Consider the following 20,654-nt stretch of genomic DNA (forward strand, 5'->3'; position numbering starts at 1 on the left):
ATATGAAAGCAATCATACTTGCTGGTGGACAATCAGAAAGATTTGGAAAACCAAAAGCATTTGCAAAGATTCATTCACAAATGTTTTATAAACGTATCATTGAAGTTTTAGAAGCTACAAATATGTTCAATGAAATAATTATTAGCACAAATGAAATATTAGCACATGAATTTGATTATGATAATATTGTTATCGATCATGCTAAAAACAAAGGTAAAGGCCCGCTGGCTGGAATTTACTCTGTCATGAAACAACATACTGACGAAACGCTTTTCTTTGTGATTTCTGTAGATACACCGATGATTACACAAAAAGCAATAAGTAAATTGTATCAATTTATGGTTGAACATTTAATAGAAGATCAACTAGATATCGCCGGTTTCCAAGAAGATGGCATGCCCATTCCAACGATGGCTTTTTATAGTCCACATACGCTTTCTTTTATAGAGGCAGCATTGGAATCAGGTGATTACAGCCTTAAGAATGTCTATTCAAAAGTCAAAAGTGATTGGTTAGATGTGCACGAAATTGGTTCATCTGATTATTGGTACAAAAATATTAACTATCAACAAGACTTAATAGATTTACATCACGACATTAAGAATAGATAGGGGGCTGATCAGATGGTAGAGCAAATAACTGATAAACTTGGGCGTCCAATTCGAGATTTAAGATTGTCAGTTACAGATCGTTGCAATTTTCGTTGTGACTATTGTATGCCAAAAGAAATATTTGGTGATGACTTTGTTTTCCTACCCAAAGATGAATTACTTACTTTTGATGAAATGGTCCGTATTGCTAAAGTTTATACGCGATTAGGAGTCAAAAAAATACGTATTACCGGTGGAGAGCCTCTACTCCGAAGAGATTTATATAAATTAATATACGAGTTGAATCAACTTGATGGTATAGAGGATATTGGTTTAACTACCAACGGTTTATTATTAAAAAAACATGGTCAAAGATTATATGATGCTGGTTTAAGACGTATTAATGTAAGTTTAGATGCGATTGATGACAAAGTGTTCCAAGCTATAAACAACCGGAATATCAAAGCTTCCACAATTTTACAGCAAATAGATTATGCGGTCTCAATTGGTTTTCATGTCAAAGTAAATGTAGTTGTTCAAAAAGGTGTGAACGATGATCAAATTTTACCTATGATTCAATATTTCAAAGATAAAGATATTGAAATACGCTTTATTGAATTTATGGATGTAGGCAATGATAATGGTTGGGACTTCAGTAAAGTAGTAACAAAAGATGAAATGTTAAAAATGGTTGAGTCATCATTTGATATAGAACCTGTAAAACCTAAATATTTTGGTGAAGTAGCTAAATATTATCGACATAAAGATAATGGTGCTAAGTTTGGTCTTATCACAAGTGTATCTGAATCATTCTGTTCAACATGTACACGTGCAAGATTATCATCAGATGGTAAGTTTTATGGTTGTCTATTTAGTACGGTAGATGGATTTAATGTAAAGTCATTTATGCGATCAGGCGTGTCAGATGAAGCTCTGTTTGAACAATTTAAAGCTTTATGGAATATTAGAGATGATAGATATTCAGATGAACGTACTGCACAAACAGTAGCTAATAGAAAACGTAAAAAAATCAATATGAACTATATTGGTGGCTGACTTATCAAATACAATCGTTTATGGAGATTGCACTTTTATCACAACATTCATAGCTATTAAATTTTTAAGAAGTTCAAATAACTAATAATACGAAAATTATATTCATTTATGAAGTTATTCTAAAATATATTAAGAGTAGGAGATAATTCAAATTTCAATTGAATTATCTCCTACTCATTTTTTTTATAATTTGAACTCATATCTTATGTGAAATGATTTCAAAAATGAGGAAAGATATTTTTATATGAAAATGTATTATACATAAGTAATTTTTTAACGATTAAAGATAATGAACAATAGAAAAAGATTACCATAATCAATTGTAGCTATATAAAAACTTTACAATAGTAAAATTTATTTATCTGTTTCTTTTAAAATAATAGATTTAATGAAGAAAGTGTTATATAATATTTTAAAAGCTTATTCATTATATAAAGCCAATACTAACAATGAAAGTAAATCATGAGGAGGCCAAATTTATGGAAAGTAAAGCATCATTTTATATTACGTCTGAGAGGGCTTTAAGTCAGTTGAAACATTGGTTGAAGTCAGCTCACCGTTTATCTATCGAAGAGTTTGTAGTTTTGTTTAAGGTTTATGAAGCTAATAAAATTAGCGGAAAAGAATTAAGAGATACCTTACATTTTGAAATGTTATGGGACACTAGTAAAATAGATGTTATTATAAGAAAGATTTACAAAAAAGAATTGATTTCAAAAGTTCGATCAGAAACAGATGAAAGACAAGTGTTCTATTATTACACAGATGATCAGTTAAAAGTAATAGATGATATTATAACAGAAATCGAAAACATAAAAGTTGCTTAATCATTAAGGTTACAATCAGATGATGATCAATAACAACAATATAAATTTGAAATAAGCCAAGTGCTAAAATAGCATTTGGTTTTTTTATATATTTGAAATATAGAATAAACCTAATTCAGTAATAATTATAATATAAATAAACAAATTTCAATTTTAAATATTGTAAAATGTAGACGAATTGACGCTTCATCCATAAAGTATGTAAAAAAACTGCCAACAATACTTTTGTTGACAGCTAAAACCAATCTTTTTCGGGATATATAGTTTATTGTTTAATGAAAAGATTAGATGTTCATGTGTTTTACTTTTCTACCATGAACAAAGTAATAAATAACTCCAGTAATTAAAACCAGTACACCCATAATAGCGTATAATTGAGCGAATGAAACTGCAGAGGTTACAAATCCTAATATATATGGACCAAAGCCTAGTCCTAAGTCTAAACCAATGAAGTAAGTTGAGGTAGCTATTCCATATTTTGCCGGTGGAGATACTTTGATTGCAATTGCTTGCATACAAGAAGAAATATTTCCGTAACCAGCACCAAGGAGTAATCCCGCAAGAATTAATAACCAACTATTATTTGTAATACTTAACGTTAAAAAGGTAAGTATTAAAAAGATGAAAGCAGGATAAGCGATGACGTTTTCATTTTTGAGATCCATCATTCTACCAGCGATTGGTCTTGTAATGAGTGATGCAATAGCATAAAAAATAAAGAAATAACTAGATATTGTAACTAAATTAATTTCTTGTGCAAAAAATTGTAAAAATGTCAGAATAGACGAATAAGATAACCCGGCAAGGAGCATAATGATTGCCACAGGTAATGCTTCTTTGGCGATGTAGTTATTAATATTAAATTTTTTACTTTCAGTAGTTTGAGGTTTTATGATATCACGCGTTGTATCGATATTTAACTTAACGAAAAATGAAATGATAAAACTAATGATACCGCACATTAAACAAAGTAAAAATAACAATTGAATTGGGAATGTATTAATAAGTAAAAGGCCAAAAAATGGACCGATTGCAGCGCCGATAACTAAGCTTAAAGAGAATAAACTAATACCTTCACTTTTTCTCTCCTGAGGCGTTGCATATGCAGCAATTGTTCCTGTCGCTGTTGTAGTAACCCCAGTAGCAATACCATTAACTAATCTCGTGAACATTAAAATAGCTAAGGCACCTTCTATAAAATAGAACAATTGTGTGATGATTAATAAGATTAAACCAATGATTAAAATCCGTTTAGGACCTATTTTATTAACGTACTTTCCAGTGATAAATCGTCCGATTAAAGAACCGATAATAAATAATCCGGATACAAGTCCTGCCATACTGTCTGAGGCATGATATTCAGATTTTGTATAACTTGCTATGATAACGATAAGTAAATACATGCATAAGTAGACTAAAAAATTAGTTATGAAATTAATATTAAAATTCTTTGTCCAAATTGGTGTCTTCATCGATGCTGATTGATTCATGTTAAAACTCCTCTTTCTCTAAAATTTTCGCGTGAATAAGTTGTATTGATTGTGTGATATGCTCCAGTTCTGAATCTGACAAACCTGTATTTTTAATGATTTCATCTTGCACTTTATCTACGCGAGTACTAATGCTTTTATAAAGATTTTCTCCTTTTTGAGAAAGTGAAAGCCATTTTTCTCGTTTATCGGTACCTGTTTCTACAGTTAATAAAGATTTTTCAGAAAGCACTTTTAATATTTTTCTTGTGGTCGGTTTTTCAATAGAGCGTCGTTTTGAAATTTGTACTAAAGTGGTTGGGGCATTATAGGAGATATCTTTTAAAACGAGCCATTGTGCAGGATAGAGATCAAATGATTCAAAGATGGGTTGGAATAGTTTTGTATATGGTCTATAAATTGCAATGATATTATCAAAGATAAATTTATTTTGCATGAATGCACACCTCCGAAAATAGTTAGCGAAGCTAACTTAATTTTTAAACAAGTTATATTTTAGTCTATTCTGCCAAGGAAATCAATAGCTATTTTTTTAAATATGATTTTTAATCACTATATAAATATGATTTCACAAAAGTAAATTAAATCGTAATCATAGGTTATCAGAAGTAAACGCTCAAACAATTTGTTAGAATAAATATAAAGAAAAAGTAGGGGGATCAAGGTATGCAAGATTTAAAATTAGATCATATCGTTCATTATGTACAACAATTAGATAATTTCAAATTCCCAGGCCATTTATTTACACTATATCAAGGTGGTAAGCATGATAAATTAGGCACATATAATCGTTTAGCGTACTTAAATAATGCTTACATTGAATTACTTGATATTTATAAACCAGAAAAATTGCAAAAAATTGTCAAAAGTGAAGAAGGGCGAGTCTCATTTCCTTCAAAAATCGTTCAAGATCAGTATAAACAAGGACTGAAAACAATAGCATTTCAAACGCAAGATATTACCAAACTAAAAGAAAAACTTGAAGCACAAAATATAGATGTTATAGGTCCTGTAGAAATGGAAAGGGAAAATACTAAAGGAGAAAAGACTACATGGCGCTTGTTATATATAGCTGATCCAGATTATAGAGTCAAACCGCCATTTTTTATTCAATGGAATGAAAATATTGAAACAAGAGAAGAAAAGCTAACATCATTACGGCAAAATGCCTTTAGTATCAAGGGAATTGAAATTAATAGTACAGAAAGAACACATACGGTTGAAAAATGGCAACAGTGGTTTGGGATGGAAATCGTGAATGATACAGAAACGTTCACGACATTAAAGTTGAAAAACGATGATATTGTATATCGTATATACGATGGTGAGTATTCAGGTTATAAAGCGGTTACTTTGAAAGACGATCATACAACTTCACCGTACACTTTAATCATTAGAGGGCTTAAGTACAAAGTTGAAGCGGATTAGTAAATGTAAACATACATACTATGTGCAATAACGACGATGTGTATCACAGAAGTGATTAGTGTTAAAATAGTTAAGTAAGTTCCCCATTTATTTTTATTAGATAAAAGTAGTAAATACACTGTTGCTACAAATGTAAAAACAGCGAGAATGATTCTTAAACTTAGATATGAAACATTAAACGTTGTACTAAATGTTTGGATTACAAAAATTAAATTGATTAAAAAGAGTAATGACAATATAATGATACGCACTAGAACACCTCATTTCGTATCATATTATAGCAAATAATAGGAAATGATGTGAAAGAATGTGTGAAGCAATGTATAATAACAAAGTATGTAATGGTAAAAGGAGATATCAGTTTTTATGGAAAAGATGAATATAACAAATCAAGCTCATGATGCATTTGTTAAAGCGCATCCGCAAGGTGATCTATTACAATTAACAAAATGGGCAGAAACAAAGCGATTGACTGGCTGGTACTCAAAGCGTATCGCAGTAGGTGAAGATGGTGAGATTTTAGGAGTGGCCCAGTTATTATTTAAAAAGGTTCCTAAATTGCCTTATACGCTATGCTATATTTCAAGAGGTTTTGTAACAGATTATAGTAATAAACTCGCATTAGAAACATTACTAGAATACGCAATTCAGATAGCAAAAGAAGAAAAAGCTTATGCAATAAAAATCGACCCTGATGTTGAAGTAGATAATGGTGCTGATGCACTTACACATCTAAGAGCATTAGGTTTTAGACATAAAGGGTTTAAAGAAGGACTTTCGAAAGATTATATCCAACCAAGAATGACAATGATAACACCGATTGATAAGAACGATGACGCTTTAATTCAAAGTTTTGAAAGACGTAATCGTTCAAAAGTTAGATTGGCATTAAAACGTGGTACGAAAGTAGAACGTTCTGATAGAGAAGGTTTGAAAACATTTGCCGAATTAATGAAAATTACGGGTGAAAGAGATGGCTTTTTAACGAGAGATATTAGCTATTTCCAAAATATATATGATGCTTTACATCCCGATGGAGATGCAGAATTATTCTTAGTGAAATTAGAGCCTAAACCCGTGCTTAAGGATTTACGCCAAGATTTAGCGCAGTTAGAAAAGGAAAAAGAAAAGCTAGCTGAGAAAAAACAAGATAAAAAGACATTAAATAAAATAAACGATGCTGACAATAAAATGAAAAAAACGCAAGAACTTATCAATGAGATGGAAGCTTTAGAAGCTAAGCACCCAGAAGGATTATATTTATCAGGTGCATTGCTTGTGTTTGCTGGAAATAAATCTTATTATCTGTATGGCGCGTCATCAAATGATTATCGAGACTTCTTGCCAAATCATCACATGCAATTTGCAATGATGCAATACGCTCGAGCACATGGTGCAAAAACATATGATTTTGGTGGCACAGATAATGATCCCGATAAGGAATCAGACCATTATGGATTGTGGGCATTTAAGAAAGTATGGGGAACTTATTTAAGTGAAAAAATAGGTGAATTTGATTATGTGTTAAATAAACCATTATATCAAGTTATTGAAAATGTTAAACCTAAATTGACTAAAGCTAAAATAAAACTTTCACGTAAATTAAAACGTTAGTAGTTTTGTTTGTGATTTTGTAAAAAGTAGACACGTTATAAAGTTTTAATATGCAACTTAAACTTTATAACGTGCATTTTTTTGAATTTAGAAAATACATATATAATTAAGCGTAATGAAATTAAATGAAGTATCGCATTAAAATGCTAGTTGAGAGGAGAAAAGATATGATTAAAAAACTATTACAGTTTTCACTTGGAAATAAATTTGCAATTTTTCTTATGGTATTGCTGGTCATTTTAGGTGGTGTGTATTCAAGTGCAAAAATGAAACTTGAATTATTACCTGATGTTGAGCCACCAGTGATTACAGTACAAACAACCATGCCTGGTGCTACACCAGAAACGGTGAAGGAAGAAATTAGTGATAAAATTGATGACCAAATAAGGTCAATGGCAAGTGTGAAAAATGTTAATGCACAATCTATTCAAAATGCTTCTATGGTTTCTGTTGAATATGAAAATGGCACAGATATGGATAAGGCAGAAAACGATTTAAAAAAAGAACTTGATAAAATTAAGTTTGATGATGGTGTGGAAGACCCCGACTTAACAAGGAATTCAATGAATGCTTTTCCAATTGTGGCTTATTCTTTTACCACAATGGATAATAATTTAAAAGATACAACAAAAAAAGTTAACAATCAGTTACTACCTAAACTTCAAACAATCGATGGTGTACAAAATGCACAATTGAATGGACAAACATCTAGAGAAGTTTCAATTAAATTTGATCAGGAAAAATTACAAGACAGAGGATTGACTGTAGATAGTGTGGAACAATTCTTAAAGGGTGCCACAAGTGAAACCCCGTTAGGTTTATTCCAGTTCGGTAAAACTGAAAAGTCAGTAGTGGTTGATGGCCAATTTACTTCAATAAGTGCATTGGAAAACCTTGAGATTCCATTATCAGCTTCAAGTATGAGCACTCAAGGTAACAACGATGAAAATGCAAGTCAAAGTACGAGTGACCAAAGTTCATCACAAGGAGGTAACATGGCAGCAGCAATGCCTACCTCAGATGATCAAGACGGTGAAAATAGCATGCCTTCTGTTAAACTCAAAGACATTGCAAATATTTCAGTTGGTGATGAACGACAATCTATTTCTAAAACAAATGGCAAAGATGCAGTCAATGTACAAGTGACGAAAGCACAAGATGCCAATACTGTTAAAGTAGCAAAAGATACGAAAAAAGAAATTGATGAATTTACCAAAGACAATAAAGATATCAAAGCTACTAAAGTTATGGATACTGCGAAACCAATAGAAGACTCGCTGTATACAATGATTGAAAAAGCAGCACTCGGTACGATTGTTGCCATAATTGTTATATTATTATTTTTAAGAAATATTAGAACAACAGCAATTTCAGTCGTTTCGATACCGATGTCTATATTAATTGCAATGGTTGCATTGAAATTAACAGATGTGTCGTTAAATATATTGACACTTGGTGCGTTAACAGTTGCGATAGGTCGAGTGATCGATGATTCAATTGTTGTAGTTGAAAATATTTATAGACGTTTATCAGATAAAAAAGAAACACTAACTGGTAACAGCCTCATTATTAGTGCGACGAGTGAAGTATTTAAACCGATAATGTCGTCGACTATCGTTACTATTATAGTTTTTCTCCCATTGGCGTTTGTCAATGGTTCAGTAGGTGAGATGTTTAGGCCATTTGCATTAGCGATTGCATTTAGTTTACTAGCTTCTTTACTTGTTTCGATTACCATCGTACCTTCTTTAAGTGCTACTTTCTTCAAAAAAGGTGTCAAACAACAGAGAGAAGAAACATTAGGTCTGGTAGGAAGAGGATATAAACGTATACTCCGCTGGTCATTAGCGCACAAATGGATTGTAATGATTTTAAGTACAATCATTTTAATCGCTAGTATCGGTTTAGGGGCCGCTAAACTAGGGACTAGTTTTATCTCAACTGGAGAAGATAAATTCATGGCATTAACTTACACTCCTGAACCAGGTGAGACAGAGCAAGGTGTATTAGCACATGCCGAACAAGTACAAAAATACTTGAACACTAAAGATAAGGTGAAAACAGTTCAGTACTCTGTAGGTGGAGCAACGCCAACGGATCCTACAGGTAGTTCAAATAGTATGGCTATCATGGTTGAATATGAGAGTGATACACCTAACTTTGATGAAGAACCAGATAAAGTATTAAAACATATCAACAAATATCATCATCCTGGAGATTGGGCAAATCAGGATATGGGTACAGGTGGTACAAATAATGAATTAGCAATCACTGTTACTGGTCCATCTGTTGATGCTATCAAAGGAACTGTCAATAAAGTTGAAAAAGAAATGAAACATATTCATGGCATTGCTAATGTTAAGTCTGATTTATCTCAAACATACGAACAATATAATATCAAAGTCGATCAAAATAAAGCTTCCAATTATGGTTTGTCTGCATCACAATTAGCCATGACATTAAATCAGAATACACCTGAGCAAAGTGTCACAACCGTAAAGGAAAATGGTAAATCGATAGATGTGAAAATTAAAGAAGATAAAGAAACGGATTGGACAGAAGAAAAACTTAAAAATACTAAAATACAAACAGCTACTGGTCAATCTATTGAATTAAGTGATATCGCAAAATTAGAAAAAACAACGACGCCAAACAAAATAGAAACTAAAGCAGGAGACTATACGTCAAAAGTTTCCGGAAAAGTGACAAATGATGATGTTGGCGGGACTTCACAGAAAGTGTTGTCACAGTTAAATAAAATAGATAAGCCGAATAACGTAGACGTCAACATGGGAGGGGCAAATGAAGATATAGGAAATGCAGTAACACAATTATCTATGGCGATGTTAGCAGCAATTATTATAGTTTATTTAGTACTTGTGTTAACATTTAAAGGCGCCTTGGCACCTTTCACCATATTATTCTCATTGCCATATACAGTGATAGGTGTAGTGGTTGCATTAGTGGTGACTGGCGAGACAATATCTGTACCTAGCATGATTGGTATGCTTATGCTAATTGGTATTGTTGTAACCAATGCAATTGTGTTAATTGATAGAGTGATTAATAAACAACATCAAGGTATGGCAATGCAAGCGGCACTGTTAGAAGCAGGAGGAACGCGTATCAGACCAATACTTATGACAGCATTAGCAACGATTGGTGCGTTGCTGCCAATGTTATTTGGTCAAGACAGTTCTATTATTATTTCAAAAGGTATGGCAGCGACTGTAGTAGGTGGATTGGTTTCTTCAACCTTATTAACTTTAATTGTTGTACCAGTAATATATGAAATATTATTTACATTAAAGTCAAAAATCTTGAGAAAAAGAAAGTAAAATAAAATGCGGACATACGAGATGACATGCTTTTTGTAGATTTTGTATGTCCGTACTTATATATATGAGCACATGTTTGAATATATAAAATCAGCCCCGATAAGTTTCTTTTAATCAGAAATCTTGTCGGGGCTGATTTATATGTGTGACGTTACAGTATTTTAAAATAGTGGTTTTTAATATAAAACTAAAGTCAAAATAACATAAATTACAAATAAGATAACGCTCATTATATTTAAAATTTGAACGGCTTTTTGGTCTTTTTTGCCGTTTTTGAAAGCTGTAATTTCTACATTACCTATGATAAGCAGTAGGACAATAAAGACCCACCAATTGATTGCTGGGAACGATAATGTTGTAATAGCTACCACGAATAATAAAAGTAAAGACATAATAATACGTAAAATACGCGTTATAATGGTGTTCATTTTAAATATACTTATGTAACTTACGATTAAATATAACACTGGCAAAAATATAAGATACAGTTGCATTTATTACATCCTTTCTATGTTCGCCCTTAATCTTAGCATGTAAGTTATTGATTTACTAGGATGTTATTTATTTTCTTTTTGTCTAATTTCTGAACGTACCTCTGACATTTCTTGCTCTATTTTTTCAAGTTGTTTTATTAAAGGATCCACAGATTGATTAACTGATTCTCTTTTTTCGAGGTCTCCTTGTAATCTAACATAATCATATTTCAGTTCCGCTAATTTATCATTTAAATCCATTCAATTACCTCCATTTTTGTTTAATGTAAGCATTTCGTATATAAGTTGAATTATAACATGGATTCGAAAGCTTCTAAAATGGTTGCCACTTATGTTAAAGTATGAAAATAGAATGAAAACAGATGATTGGATGAAAGAAGGAATAATGTGACCCAACAATTTATCATTATTATATTACTCATTGCATTAGGCTATGTACTCAAACGGATAAATTACTTTAAAGCTAACGATAGTCAAGTCTTTTCAACACTCGTATTAAACATAACATTACCTTCTTTAGTGATTGTTAATTTAAATGGTGCAAGTTTAGATTTGTCACTATCAATATTACCGATAATGATGATATTGTATGGTGTTATCGCTAAGGTCATCGTGATTTGGTTTTTCTTAAAATATGACAATCACATACGTGGAACAGTTGGCATGATGACAGCTTCGCTAAATATTGGTTTATTTGCTTATCCACTTGTAGAAGCGATATGGCCTAAAACAGGAATGATATATTTTGGAATGGCAGATATAGGTGGCGCAATGATTATGTTTGGTGTTACATACTTTGTTGGCAGTTATTTCAGTAGTGCAGGTGATAATTTTGATTTTAAATATTTAGGAAAGAATTTACTTAAATCGGTTCCTTTAATGACATATATCATTATGTTTATATTAAATATGCTTAATATACACTTCCCAGAGCCTGTAATTAAATTTTTCTCTGTACTATCTGGCGCTAATATGCCACTTTCAATGATATTATTAGGTTTGATGCTCAACTTTAGTATTGATAAACGCTTCTTGCCTATTGCTTTAAAGTATTTAGGTTTACATTATGGATTGGGAATCATCGCAGGATTGCTCGTTTACTTCTTTTTACCAGTTGATAATGATATGATTAAAACAACACTACAAGTTGCTTGGTTATTACCAGTAGGTGTTGCTATTATACCTTATTCCATTCAATTTAAGTATAAGACTTTGCCACTCGTTGGAATGGTGAGTAATTTAACGATTTTAATTAGCATTATTATATTGTATGTATATCAAGCGTTATTTGTTTAATTGATTTTTGGAAGACTATGAAACGATTTGAATATAAAAAATAAGGGTCTGGGACATATCAATGGTGTCCCGGACCCTTAAATATCGAGCATAAGTATTAATGATCAAATGCATGTGTTTGGATTGGCGCGATGACTTTATCCTTTACCTCCCATAAACGCGGGGTAATTAGTCATTCCACCATCAACGTAAATGGTAGTTCCATGAATATAACTTGCTAAATCAGAGGCAAGAAATCTTGCTACATTTGCGACTTCATTTGCTTCACCAATCTCTTTTGCCGGAATCATTTCTAATGTTTCTGCCCGTGTTGCTGGGTCTGAAAATTTTTCTTTTGTATGTTCCGTTACAATTGCCCCTGGTGAAATATTATTAATGCGGATGCCATATTGAGCATATTCCATAGACATTGTTTCCATCATTAATTTTAAACCGCCTTTACTAGCAGCGTAATTCACATAATTAGGCCAAGGGATTTTATCATGTACACTTGAAGTATTAAGAATAACACCTTTTTTATTCTCTTTTAGAAATTGATTAACTGCGGCTTTGGAACCTAAAAAAGCACCTGTTAGGTTAATATCAATTACTTTTTGCCACTCATCTAAAGGCATTTCATGTGTTGGGATTGCTTTTTCAAATCCGGCATTGTTAATCATGATATCTAATGTACCAAAGTGATTTACAGTAGTTTGAATGAGGTGATCAATATCATTTTCTTTAGAGATATCTGCTTGAACTTTTAATGCTTTGCCACCAGCATTTTCAATTAATTTAATTGAGGCTTCTATAGCATCCATATGACGTTTGGATCTGTAGTTTAATACGACATTCGCTTGTTCTTCACCAAACTGCTCTGCCATGGCTTTTCCAATACCACTACCAGCCCCAGTAATAATGACTACTTTTCCTGCTAAATCTTTAAACATTTAAGATTCCTCCTAGTTATTCGGCATAAATTTTGATGAATTAAAGTGTTTAGTCGAATATAGTTTTATAATACTTGATTAAGCTTTAATATTGCCTAAAACAAATGCAGCGATAACGATTAAAATGATACCTGTCCAGATGCCTATCATCTGACGTTTATCTTTTCGTTCACCTAAAAGAAAAATGCCACCAAGTGTAGAAACAATTACTAATAATTGTGAAAATGAGAAACTTGTCGCCACACCTACTTTTGGTTGTGAATAGAACATAAACAAGTTTCCTATACCCCATATGACACCAGGTATTAGATTCCAAACTGTACTTCTAATCGTAGTTTCATGTTTAGCTGATAATATTAATCCACCTATTGCCATACCAATAGATTGGAAAAATAGGGCATTCATACCATCAACACCAAAAATTTGTGCAACTACAACATAGACGACATAACCTACAGTGGAAATTAACAAGATAGGAATTGCTTTACCAAAGTTTTTCGTACTTTCTGAAGCTTCATTTTTACCTTTAATTGAAGTAAGCGCAATACCGCCAACAAGTAAAATCATTGCAACTAAGCCAAGAATTACTTGTGTGCCAGTACTCCATTCACCTAAAAATATAGCACTAAATAAAGTGGTACCTACAAGTTGTAACCCTGTTGAAATTGGCATTGTTTTAGATACGCCAATTAAACTGACTGATTTTAATTGATAACCTTGTCCTAATGCCCAAAAAGCACCAGATATTAAACCTACAATAATGACGATGGGGTCATCGAATTTTGTATTGCCAGTAAGTAATAATAAGATACCTATGATAAGTGCACCGAAAGTAGTCCCTCTGATTTGATTGTAAGGGCCACCACCAACGAGTACATTAATTAAAACAACACTTCCCCAAAATAATGCTGGGAGCAGGGCAATTAATAAATCCATAATTAAGCTTCACTCACTCTCTATTTATTTTTACTTTCCCTTTATAAAACAATCACTGAAGATTGCCCTAGACACTCATTTTAAAGTAAAGGTATCGAATAGTAAAAATATTAGATTACAGTTCAGCTTTTTAATTTTTAAAAAAGTCTATATGGATATTAAAAATGTAAAAATATAAAACACTTATAATTTAAATGTATGCCGCTACGTACTTGAATTTTTTATATTCATAATTAATGTTAAAACCTAATTCGTTGAAACGCTCAACAAGTGTAGTATTTTTACTGCGTATTTTAAAATATATCTTATCAATATCAAAAGTTGAAAAAGCAAAATGTAGAGAATATGATAGTAAATCAAAAGCAATCCCCATTAATCTGTAATCAGAGTGCGAAGAAAAGTATTTGATTTCAGCTATATGGTTGTTTTCAGCGATTTCAAGATATAAATAACCTTTTAATAATCCTTCAGACATGAATATAAATAGGCGATGGTACTCATCTAATGATTTTACAATTTCAGCAGCAGTCATTACATCATGTTTAAATGTCTGATCATGTAATTTACTAAAATAAGGGTAGAACGCAGGTTGATATTCAATAATATTTTGTTCATTACCAACATTTCCAATATCTTTTGTAGAAATGAGATAGTAGTCAGTAAAGCTATAGGATGCACCTAATGATTTCATAAGCGGCAAGTATTCTTGTTCATGTTCTTCAAAAGAAAAATTAAAATTTGCAGTATCAGGTTTACTTTGAGCTAAAGCATCAAAAAGTTGTGTCATTTCTTCGATAGTAGGCGTAATATTTTTGCGTATAAATGGGCCTAATACTTTATATTTATTATCTTCGTACTTTAAAGCTAAAAGTAACATTGTAATTTCATCTTGATTGTTCACTTGTGCAAACACACCAGGATCCTGTATTGCATTGGTAATAACAGACCTAATATCATTATGCATTTGTGGTAATTTGTACAAATAAGAAGCAGATTGATAGTTAGCATTATTCAAAAATTCCAAGATTTGATCGACATCGTTCGGATTTGTTGTTTTCATATAATACCTCCATATGATGAACTATTAAGTTAATTATAAGAACTTTTTCATGTAAATGGAAGTTTTGATGTGCTATATACATGTTACAATAAGAATATCATTGAACTGAAAGGACGAAATTATGAAATCACTCATTATTGCAGAAAAACCTTCTGTAGGTAGAGATATTGCGCAAGCATTAAATATAAATGATAAACGTAATGGTTACTTTGAAAATAATAAATATATTGTGACTTGGGCATTGGGGCATTTAGTTACAAATGCTACGCCAGAACAATATGATAATAATTATAAAGAATGGAAACTTAACGATCTCCCTATTATACCTAACCGTATGAAGACGGTTGTCATAAGTAAGACCAAAAAACAATTTTCTATTGTACAATCATTAATCAATAACAAAAACACAAAAGATATTATTATCGCAACAGATGCCGGTAGAGAAGGTGAACTTGTTGCGCGTTTAATTTTGGATAAATCTCATAATAAGAAACCGATTAAAAGGTTGTGGATTAGTTCAGTAACAAAAAAAGCAATTAAAGATGGCTTTTCAAAATTACAAGATGGTCGTAAATTTAACAATTTATATTATGCAGCACTTGCTCGAAGTGAGGCAGACTGGATTGTTGGTATCAATGCAACGCGTGCATTAACTACGAAATATGATGCACAATTGTCTCTCGGTAGAGTTCAGACACCGACGATACAACTCGTTCAAATGAGACAAAACGAAATTAATCACTTTTCTCCACAAACTTATTTTAAAATGAATATTGTTGCTGGGGGGCTTACATTCCAATGTGTGACGCCAGAGACAAGTAATGATAAATCAGTTTTTGAAAAGATAAAAAGTGAAATCAGTGAGAAAGACGGTTTGATTGAAAGTATTAATAAAAAACATAAAAAGTCCTATGCACCTAAACTGTTCAGTTTAACAGATTTGCAACAAGAGGCATACAAACGTTATCACTTTGGTCCAAAAGAAACATTGAATGTTTTACAGACTTTGTATGAAAGACATAAACTAGTAACATACCCACGAACAGATTCTAATTATTTAACTGATGATATGGTAAATACACTAAAAGATAGAATACAAGCTATCATGGGCACATCGTTAAAAGAAATTGCAAAAAAACAATTAACACAATCTTTTTCAATAAATGAAAAATTTATAAATAATCAAAAAGTATCAGACCACCATGCAATTATCCCAACAGAAGTACGTCCAGATATGAATCAACTAACCCAACGTGAAACAAAAATTTATCTGATGATTGCTCAAAGATTTTTAGAAAATCTTATGCCGCCACACGAATACGAGGCTGTATCAATCCAAATTGTAAGTGGGAAATATAAATTCGAATTTAAAGATAAAATCACTAAAAAATTAGGGTTTAAGGCGATTTATGAAACTGAAGCATCAGTAAACGAGCAAATAGAAAAATTAACAAAATCATCCAAATTGCATATCACACAAGCTAAAATTGAGCACCATGAAACAACGCCACCTTCATATTTTAATGAAGGTACATTATTAAAAGCGATGGAAAGCCCACAAAAATTCTTTAAATTAAACAATAAAAAATATAATGAAACATTAAAAGAAACAGGTGGAATTGGAACAGTTGCGACTAGAGCAGATATCATTGAAAAATTATTTAATATGAATGCAATCGAATCACGTGACGGTAAAATCAAAGTTACCTCTAAAGGAAAACAAATACTAGAGCTTGCACCACAAAAATTAACATCTCCGCTATTAACTGCTGAGTGGGAAGAAAAACTATCTTTAATAGAACAAGGTAAATATAATGCCAATCAATTTATATCTGAGATGAAAAATTTCACACATGAAGTTGTCAGTGAAATAAAAGAAAGCGAACAGAATTATAAACACGATAATTTAACCACAACGGAATGTCCTACATGTGGCAAATTTATGATTAAAGTTAAAACTAAAAATGGACAAATGCTGGTTTGTCAGGATCCGAAATGTAAAACTAAAAAGAATATTCAAAGAAAAACCAATGCGCGTTGTCCAAATTGCCATAAAAAAATGATGTTGTTTGGAAAAGGAAAAGAAGCAGTATATCGTTGTGTGTGTGGACATACTGAAACACAAGCACAAATGGATAAACGTCATAAAAATAAAAAATCAGATAAAGTAAACAAAAAAGATTTAAAAAAATATATGAATAACAATGATGGCTTAGAGAACAATCCATTTCAAGATGCGTTAAAAGGTTTGAAATTTTAAATTAATCGAACGAATAGCATTAATTTTGACAAGAAGTTCGTGTTTGCTATTGTAAAATAATGAAATTGGTATTAGAATGTGTAGGTATTTTAAAAAAAGGAGAACTAAACCGTGAAAAAGTATTTCAAGTTTGAAAAACATAAAACAAACTATAAGAAAGAGATACTTGGTGGGCTTACAACTTTCTTGTCAATGGCATATATCTTAGCTGTCAACCCTCAAGTACTAAGTTTAGCAGGCGTAAAAGGTGTTTCAGAAAATATGAAAATGGATCAAGGTGCTATTTTTGTTGCTACAGCACTAGCAGCGTTTGTTGGTTCGTTATTCATGGGCTTGATAGCTAGGTATCCAATTGCCTTAGCACCCGGCATGGGCTTAAATGCGTTTTTCGCATTTACAGTGGTGTTAACAATGGGAATTCCATGGCAAGTAGGTTTGACTGGTGTGTTATTCTCTGGTGTAGTTTTTGCAATACTAACTATGACAGGTTTAAGAGAGACCATTATTAATGCAATACCCTATCAAATGAAAATGGCGGTTTCAGCGGGTATAGGTTTGTTTATTACCTTTGTAGGATTACAAAGCTCAGGAATTATTACTAATAATGATTCTACGTTAGTGACTTTGGGTCATATAACTGATGGTCCAGTATTGTTAACAATATTTGGGATTATAATAACAGTGATTCTGTATGCTGTTAGAGTACCTGGTGCTATATTTATTGGTATGGTACTAACATCTATTTTAGGTATGCTTACAGGATTAATACATACACCAAGTGGCATTGTAGGCAAAGTACCAAGTATTGAACCTACTTTTGGAGCCGCTTTTGAAGCATTCAAAGATCCCGGTCAGTTGTTCACTGTGCAATTTTTAATTGTAATTTTAACGTTTTTATTTATAGATTTCTTCGATACTGCAGGTACACTTGTTGCAGTAGCAACACAAGCAGGTATGATGAAGAATAATAAATTACCGAGAGCTGGACGCGCATTATTTTCTGATTCATTAGCAACGATAGTTGGTTCAATTTTTGGTACGACAACAACAACTTCCTATATTGAATCTACTTCAGGTGTCGCTGTAGGGGCGCGTACTGGATTTGCTAGTGTTGTTACAGGTTTTTGTTTCCTATTAGCGATATTTTTTAGTCCTTTAATGGAAGTAGTAACAAGTGCAGTGACTACGCCAGCGCTTGTAGTCGTGGGTGTGTTGATGGCTGCCAATTTTGCGGAAATAGATTGGAAAAAATTCGAAGTTGCCGTACCGGCATTTATCACGATCATTATGATGCCATTATCTTATTCAATCGCAACTGGTATTGCTTGTGGTTTCATCTTTTATCCAATCACAATGTTGATTTCTAAAAGACATAAAGAAGTCCACCCAATCATGTATGCTTTAATGATATTGTTTATATTATATTTTGTATTTGTTCACGGCTAAATAAAAAATCCTTTTGCAGCGTTTCGTATCGCAGCAAAAGGATTTTTTTGTAAGCACTTATTACTAACAAAAATTTTATAAAAAAGGATGTGTTTCTTCATTATAATATAGCTATCATAACTATATATTTTTAAAACTTCTTATTCTCTTGTTTGTGTTGTGTATAAACAACTTTTGCATGTTTATTTGGAACATAAAGTGGTGTCGAAAAAATAATTAACACAAAGAACAACATTAAAAAGAATAAAATCCAATGCACAATCATACCAACAAAAGGTACAAATGCTAAAAAGGAACCGAAAACACCTAATAAAGGAATCACTAACATTGGTTTAATAGAATTTTGTTTATCGACGACTAATATAATCACGATTACAAAGTAGAGCAATGCATTGATTAATAAAGGTTGCCAACCAAAACTAAAAATAATACTCCCACCTAAAAACGGAATACCATATATAAACTCACCAACAATTAATATTAAACTCAAAATTATAAGCGTTGTACGAATACCACTTTTCATTAATATTCACTCCTAACTAAATAATAGTATAAACGAAATAAATGAAATAGAAATAAAAAAGAACAAATAATCAATTAAAATTACAAACATCAAAAATTTCCGAAAAGAGGTTGAACTGAATAAGTAGTTCAAGTATAATAACAAGGTATGTGTTAGGCAAATAGTAAAAACTTTTGCAGAAAAGCTTGATAAATCACTGCTTTTCATGTAACATATCTAATGTTGGACTTTAAGAACACGCGATGAAGCGAAAGGTTACTGACACACCCGGCCGCTTTGCCATGGCGCTGTGTGAGATAGTTTTCGTGGAGAAGTCTATCACTTAAATGTAGACGAATAAGGAGGGAAAATTATGGCAAAACAAAAAATCAGAATCAGATTAAAAGCTTATGATCACAGAGTTATCGATCAATCTGCAGAAAAAATTGTTGAAACAGCAAAACGTTCTGGTGCAGATGTTTCTGGACCAATTCCGTTACCGACTGAAAGATCAGTTTACACTGTAATTCGTGCCGTGCATAAGTATAAAGATTCACGTGAACAATTCGAACAACGTACACATAAACGCTTAATCGATATTGTTAACCCTACACCTAAAACAGTAGATGCTCTTATGGGCTTAAACTTACCATCTGGTGTAGACATCGAAATCAAATTATAATAGAAAAATTTAGGAGGTGGACTTTCGATGACCAAAGGAATCTTAGGAAGAAAAATCGGGATGACACAAGTTTTCGGAGAAAACGGTGATTTAATCCCTGTAACAGTAGTAGAAGCTAGTGAAAACGTAGTATTACAAAAGAAAACTGAAGAAGTAGATGGCTATAATGCAATCCAAGTAGGTTATGCTGATAAAGCAGCTTACAAAAAAGGAAGCAAATCAAGCAAATATGCTAATAAGCCAGCTGAAGGTCACGCTAAAAAAGCGAGCTCAGCACCTAAGCGCTTCATTCGTGAATTCAGAAACGTCAATGTTGATGAATACGAAGTAGGTCAAGAAGTCTCAGTTGAAACATTTGAAGCTGGTGACATCATCGATGTAACTGGCGTATCTAAAGGTAAAGGATTCCAAGGTGCTATCAAGCGCCATAACCAAGCACGTGGACCAATGTCACATGGTTCTCATTTCCATAGATCACCTGGTTCAGTAGGTATGGCATCTGATGCTTCAAAAGTTTTCAAAGGACAAAAAATGCCAGGACGTATGGGTGGAAACACAGTAACAGTCCAAAACTTAGAAGTAGTTCAAGTTGACGCTGAAAACAAAGTTATCTTAGTAAAAGGTAACGTACCAGGTCCGAAAAAAGGATTCTTAGAAATTTCTTCATCAATTAAAGGTAATAAATAATTATAGAGCGAAAGGAGGA

At 32.2% G+C, this 20,654-nt stretch carries 19 protein-coding genes; 11 read left to right on the plus strand and 8 right to left on the minus strand.

Going from position 1 to position 20,654, the window contains the following annotated elements; all coding sequences use genetic code 11:
* Positions 1 to 2: 2 nt before the first annotated feature.
* From mobA to KA883_RS12210, 3 genes are all read left to right on the plus strand, one after another.
* The gene (gene mobA, locus KA883_RS12200) at positions 3 to 611 is read left to right on the plus strand and encodes a molybdenum cofactor guanylyltransferase MobA (protein ID WP_046208441.1); all 609 of its coding nucleotides are present in this window, start codon (positions 3 to 5) and stop codon (positions 609 to 611) included.
* A 12-nt stretch (positions 612 to 623) separates the two neighbouring features.
* Complete coding sequence (moaA, locus tag KA883_RS12205) at positions 624 to 1,646, plus strand: GTP 3',8-cyclase MoaA (RefSeq protein ID WP_046208440.1); 1,023 nt, start codon at positions 624 to 626, stop codon at positions 1,644 to 1,646.
* A 479-nt stretch (positions 1,647 to 2,125) separates the two neighbouring features.
* On the plus strand, positions 2,126 to 2,473 hold the full coding sequence (locus tag KA883_RS12210) for a SarA family transcriptional regulator (RefSeq protein ID WP_046208439.1): 348 nt from the start codon (positions 2,126 to 2,128) through the stop codon (positions 2,471 to 2,473).
* Positions 2,474 to 2,757: 284 nt separating this feature from the next.
* On the opposite strand, the gene KA883_RS12215 is transcribed toward KA883_RS12210, so the two are convergent.
* The gene (locus KA883_RS12215) at positions 2,758 to 3,963 is read right to left on the minus strand and encodes an MFS transporter (protein WP_046208438.1); all 1,206 of its coding nucleotides are present in this window, start codon (positions 3,961 to 3,963) and stop codon (positions 2,758 to 2,760) included.
* A 1-nt stretch (position 3,964) separates the two neighbouring features.
* Positions 3,965 to 4,399, minus strand: coding sequence for a MarR family winged helix-turn-helix transcriptional regulator (locus tag KA883_RS12220; RefSeq protein WP_046208437.1), 435 nt, complete (start codon positions 4,397 to 4,399; stop codon positions 3,965 to 3,967).
* A gap of 230 nt (positions 4,400 to 4,629) precedes the next feature.
* Between KA883_RS12220 and KA883_RS12225 the strand changes: the two genes are divergently transcribed.
* The 3 genes from KA883_RS12225 (at position 4,630) to KA883_RS12235 (ending at position 10,343) form a co-directional block, all read left to right on the plus strand.
* Positions 4,630 to 5,391, plus strand: coding sequence for a VOC family protein (locus tag KA883_RS12225; protein ID WP_046208436.1), 762 nt, complete (start codon positions 4,630 to 4,632; stop codon positions 5,389 to 5,391).
* 366 nt (positions 5,392 to 5,757) lie between these two features.
* On the plus strand, positions 5,758 to 7,005 hold the full coding sequence (locus KA883_RS12230; RefSeq protein WP_046208435.1) for a lipid II:glycine glycyltransferase FemX: 1,248 nt from the start codon (positions 5,758 to 5,760) through the stop codon (positions 7,003 to 7,005).
* Between the two features lie 167 nt (positions 7,006 to 7,172).
* Positions 7,173 to 10,343 carry an efflux RND transporter permease subunit gene (locus KA883_RS12235; RefSeq protein WP_046208434.1) on the plus strand — a complete coding sequence of 1,057 codons (3,171 nt, stop codon included), beginning with the start codon at positions 7,173 to 7,175 and terminating at the stop codon, positions 10,341 to 10,343.
* 176 nt (positions 10,344 to 10,519) lie between these two features.
* Here KA883_RS12235 and mspA read toward each other — a convergent pair whose 3' ends face one another.
* On the minus strand, positions 10,520 to 10,837 hold the full coding sequence (gene mspA / locus KA883_RS12240; protein WP_046208433.1) for a membrane stabilizing protein MspA: 318 nt from the start codon (positions 10,835 to 10,837) through the stop codon (positions 10,520 to 10,522).
* Positions 10,838 to 10,900: 63 nt separating this feature from the next.
* Complete coding sequence (locus KA883_RS12245; protein WP_164987263.1) at positions 10,901 to 11,077, minus strand: SE1832 family protein; 177 nt, start codon at positions 11,075 to 11,077, stop codon at positions 10,901 to 10,903.
* 147 nt (positions 11,078 to 11,224) lie between these two features.
* On the opposite strand from KA883_RS12245, the gene KA883_RS12250 reads away from it, so the two are divergent.
* On the plus strand, positions 11,225 to 12,133 hold the full coding sequence (locus tag KA883_RS12250) for an AEC family transporter (RefSeq protein WP_046208432.1): 909 nt from the start codon (positions 11,225 to 11,227) through the stop codon (positions 12,131 to 12,133).
* 137 nt (positions 12,134 to 12,270) lie between these two features.
* On the opposite strand, the gene KA883_RS12255 is transcribed toward KA883_RS12250, so the two are convergent.
* The 3 genes from KA883_RS12255 to KA883_RS12265 all read right to left on the minus strand — a co-directional run bounded on the left by KA883_RS12255 (position 12,271) and on the right by KA883_RS12265 (position 15,058).
* Entirely contained in the window at positions 12,271 to 13,062 is a 792-nt protein-coding gene (locus KA883_RS12255) for a glucose 1-dehydrogenase (RefSeq protein WP_046208431.1), read from the minus strand.
* 78 nt (positions 13,063 to 13,140) lie between these two features.
* Entirely contained in the window at positions 13,141 to 13,998 is an 858-nt protein-coding gene (locus KA883_RS12260; protein ID WP_046208430.1) for a RhaT/GlcU family sugar-proton symporter, read from the minus strand.
* A 190-nt stretch (positions 13,999 to 14,188) separates the two neighbouring features.
* A complete protein-coding gene (locus KA883_RS12265; protein ID WP_046208429.1) occupies positions 14,189 to 15,058 on the minus strand; it encodes a GNAT family N-acetyltransferase in 870 nt (289 codons plus the stop codon).
* 121 nt (positions 15,059 to 15,179) lie between these two features.
* On the opposite strand from KA883_RS12265, the gene KA883_RS12270 reads away from it, so the two are divergent.
* Positions 15,180 to 17,318: a DNA topoisomerase III gene (locus KA883_RS12270; protein WP_210140001.1), complete on the plus strand. Its 2,139-nt coding sequence runs from the start codon at positions 15,180 to 15,182 to the stop codon at positions 17,316 to 17,318.
* A 111-nt stretch (positions 17,319 to 17,429) separates the two neighbouring features.
* Positions 17,430 to 18,764 carry an NCS2 family permease gene (locus KA883_RS12275; RefSeq protein ID WP_046208428.1) on the plus strand — a complete coding sequence of 445 codons (1,335 nt, stop codon included), beginning with the start codon at positions 17,430 to 17,432 and terminating at the stop codon, positions 18,762 to 18,764.
* Between the two features lie 130 nt (positions 18,765 to 18,894).
* On the opposite strand, the gene KA883_RS12280 is transcribed toward KA883_RS12275, so the two are convergent.
* Positions 18,895 to 19,287, minus strand: coding sequence for a hypothetical protein (locus KA883_RS12280; RefSeq protein ID WP_046208427.1), 393 nt, complete (start codon positions 19,285 to 19,287; stop codon positions 18,895 to 18,897).
* A gap of 352 nt (positions 19,288 to 19,639) precedes the next feature.
* On the opposite strand from KA883_RS12280, the gene rpsJ reads away from it, so the two are divergent.
* Both rpsJ and rplC read left to right on the plus strand, forming a co-directional pair.
* Positions 19,640 to 19,948: a 30S ribosomal protein S10 gene (rpsJ, locus tag KA883_RS12285; RefSeq protein WP_002482611.1), complete on the plus strand. Its 309-nt coding sequence runs from the start codon at positions 19,640 to 19,642 to the stop codon at positions 19,946 to 19,948.
* A 27-nt stretch (positions 19,949 to 19,975) separates the two neighbouring features.
* Positions 19,976 to 20,635, plus strand: coding sequence for a 50S ribosomal protein L3 (rplC, locus tag KA883_RS12290; RefSeq protein WP_046208426.1), 660 nt, complete (start codon positions 19,976 to 19,978; stop codon positions 20,633 to 20,635).
* The last annotated feature ends 19 nt before the right edge of the window (positions 20,636 to 20,654 follow it).

The sequence above is a fragment of the Staphylococcus sp. GDY8P54P genome (assembly GCF_017892645.1).
Classification (GTDB): Bacteria; Bacillota; Bacilli; order Staphylococcales; family Staphylococcaceae; genus Staphylococcus; species Staphylococcus ureilyticus.

Coding starts and splice junctions, on each gene's coding strand:
- KA883_RS12215 (WP_046208438.1), bottom strand. CDS start 3,963: ATGAATCAATCAGCATCGATGAAGACACCAATTTGGACAAAGAATTTT.
- KA883_RS12270 (WP_210140001.1), top strand. CDS start 15,180: ATGAAATCACTCATTATTGCAGAAAAACCTTCTGTAGGTAGAGATATT.
- KA883_RS12265 (WP_046208429.1), bottom strand. CDS start 15,058: ATGAAAACAACAAATCCGAACGATGTCGATCAAATCTTGGAATTTTTG.
- KA883_RS12235 (WP_046208434.1), top strand. CDS start 7,173: ATGATTAAAAAACTATTACAGTTTTCACTTGGAAATAAATTTGCAATT.
- rplC (WP_046208426.1), top strand. CDS start 19,976: ATGACCAAAGGAATCTTAGGAAGAAAAATCGGGATGACACAAGTTTTC.
- rpsJ (WP_002482611.1), top strand. CDS start 19,640: ATGGCAAAACAAAAAATCAGAATCAGATTAAAAGCTTATGATCACAGA.
- KA883_RS12230 (WP_046208435.1), top strand. CDS start 5,758: ATGGAAAAGATGAATATAACAAATCAAGCTCATGATGCATTTGTTAAA.
- moaA (WP_046208440.1), top strand. CDS start 624: ATGGTAGAGCAAATAACTGATAAACTTGGGCGTCCAATTCGAGATTTA.
- KA883_RS12225 (WP_046208436.1), top strand. CDS start 4,630: ATGCAAGATTTAAAATTAGATCATATCGTTCATTATGTACAACAATTA.
- KA883_RS12280 (WP_046208427.1), bottom strand. CDS start 19,287: ATGAAAAGTGGTATTCGTACAACGCTTATAATTTTGAGTTTAATATTA.
- KA883_RS12245 (WP_164987263.1), bottom strand. CDS start 11,077: ATGGATTTAAATGATAAATTAGCGGAACTGAAATATGATTATGTTAGA.
- mspA (WP_046208433.1), bottom strand. CDS start 10,837: ATGCAACTGTATCTTATATTTTTGCCAGTGTTATATTTAATCGTAAGT.
- KA883_RS12210 (WP_046208439.1), top strand. CDS start 2,126: ATGGAAAGTAAAGCATCATTTTATATTACGTCTGAGAGGGCTTTAAGT.
- KA883_RS12260 (WP_046208430.1), bottom strand. CDS start 13,998: ATGGATTTATTAATTGCCCTGCTCCCAGCATTATTTTGGGGAAGTGTT.
- KA883_RS12220 (WP_046208437.1), bottom strand. CDS start 4,399: ATGCAAAATAAATTTATCTTTGATAATATCATTGCAATTTATAGACCA.
- KA883_RS12255 (WP_046208431.1), bottom strand. CDS start 13,062: ATGTTTAAAGATTTAGCAGGAAAAGTAGTCATTATTACTGGGGCTGGT.
- mobA (WP_046208441.1), top strand. CDS start 3: ATGAAAGCAATCATACTTGCTGGTGGACAATCAGAAAGATTTGGAAAA.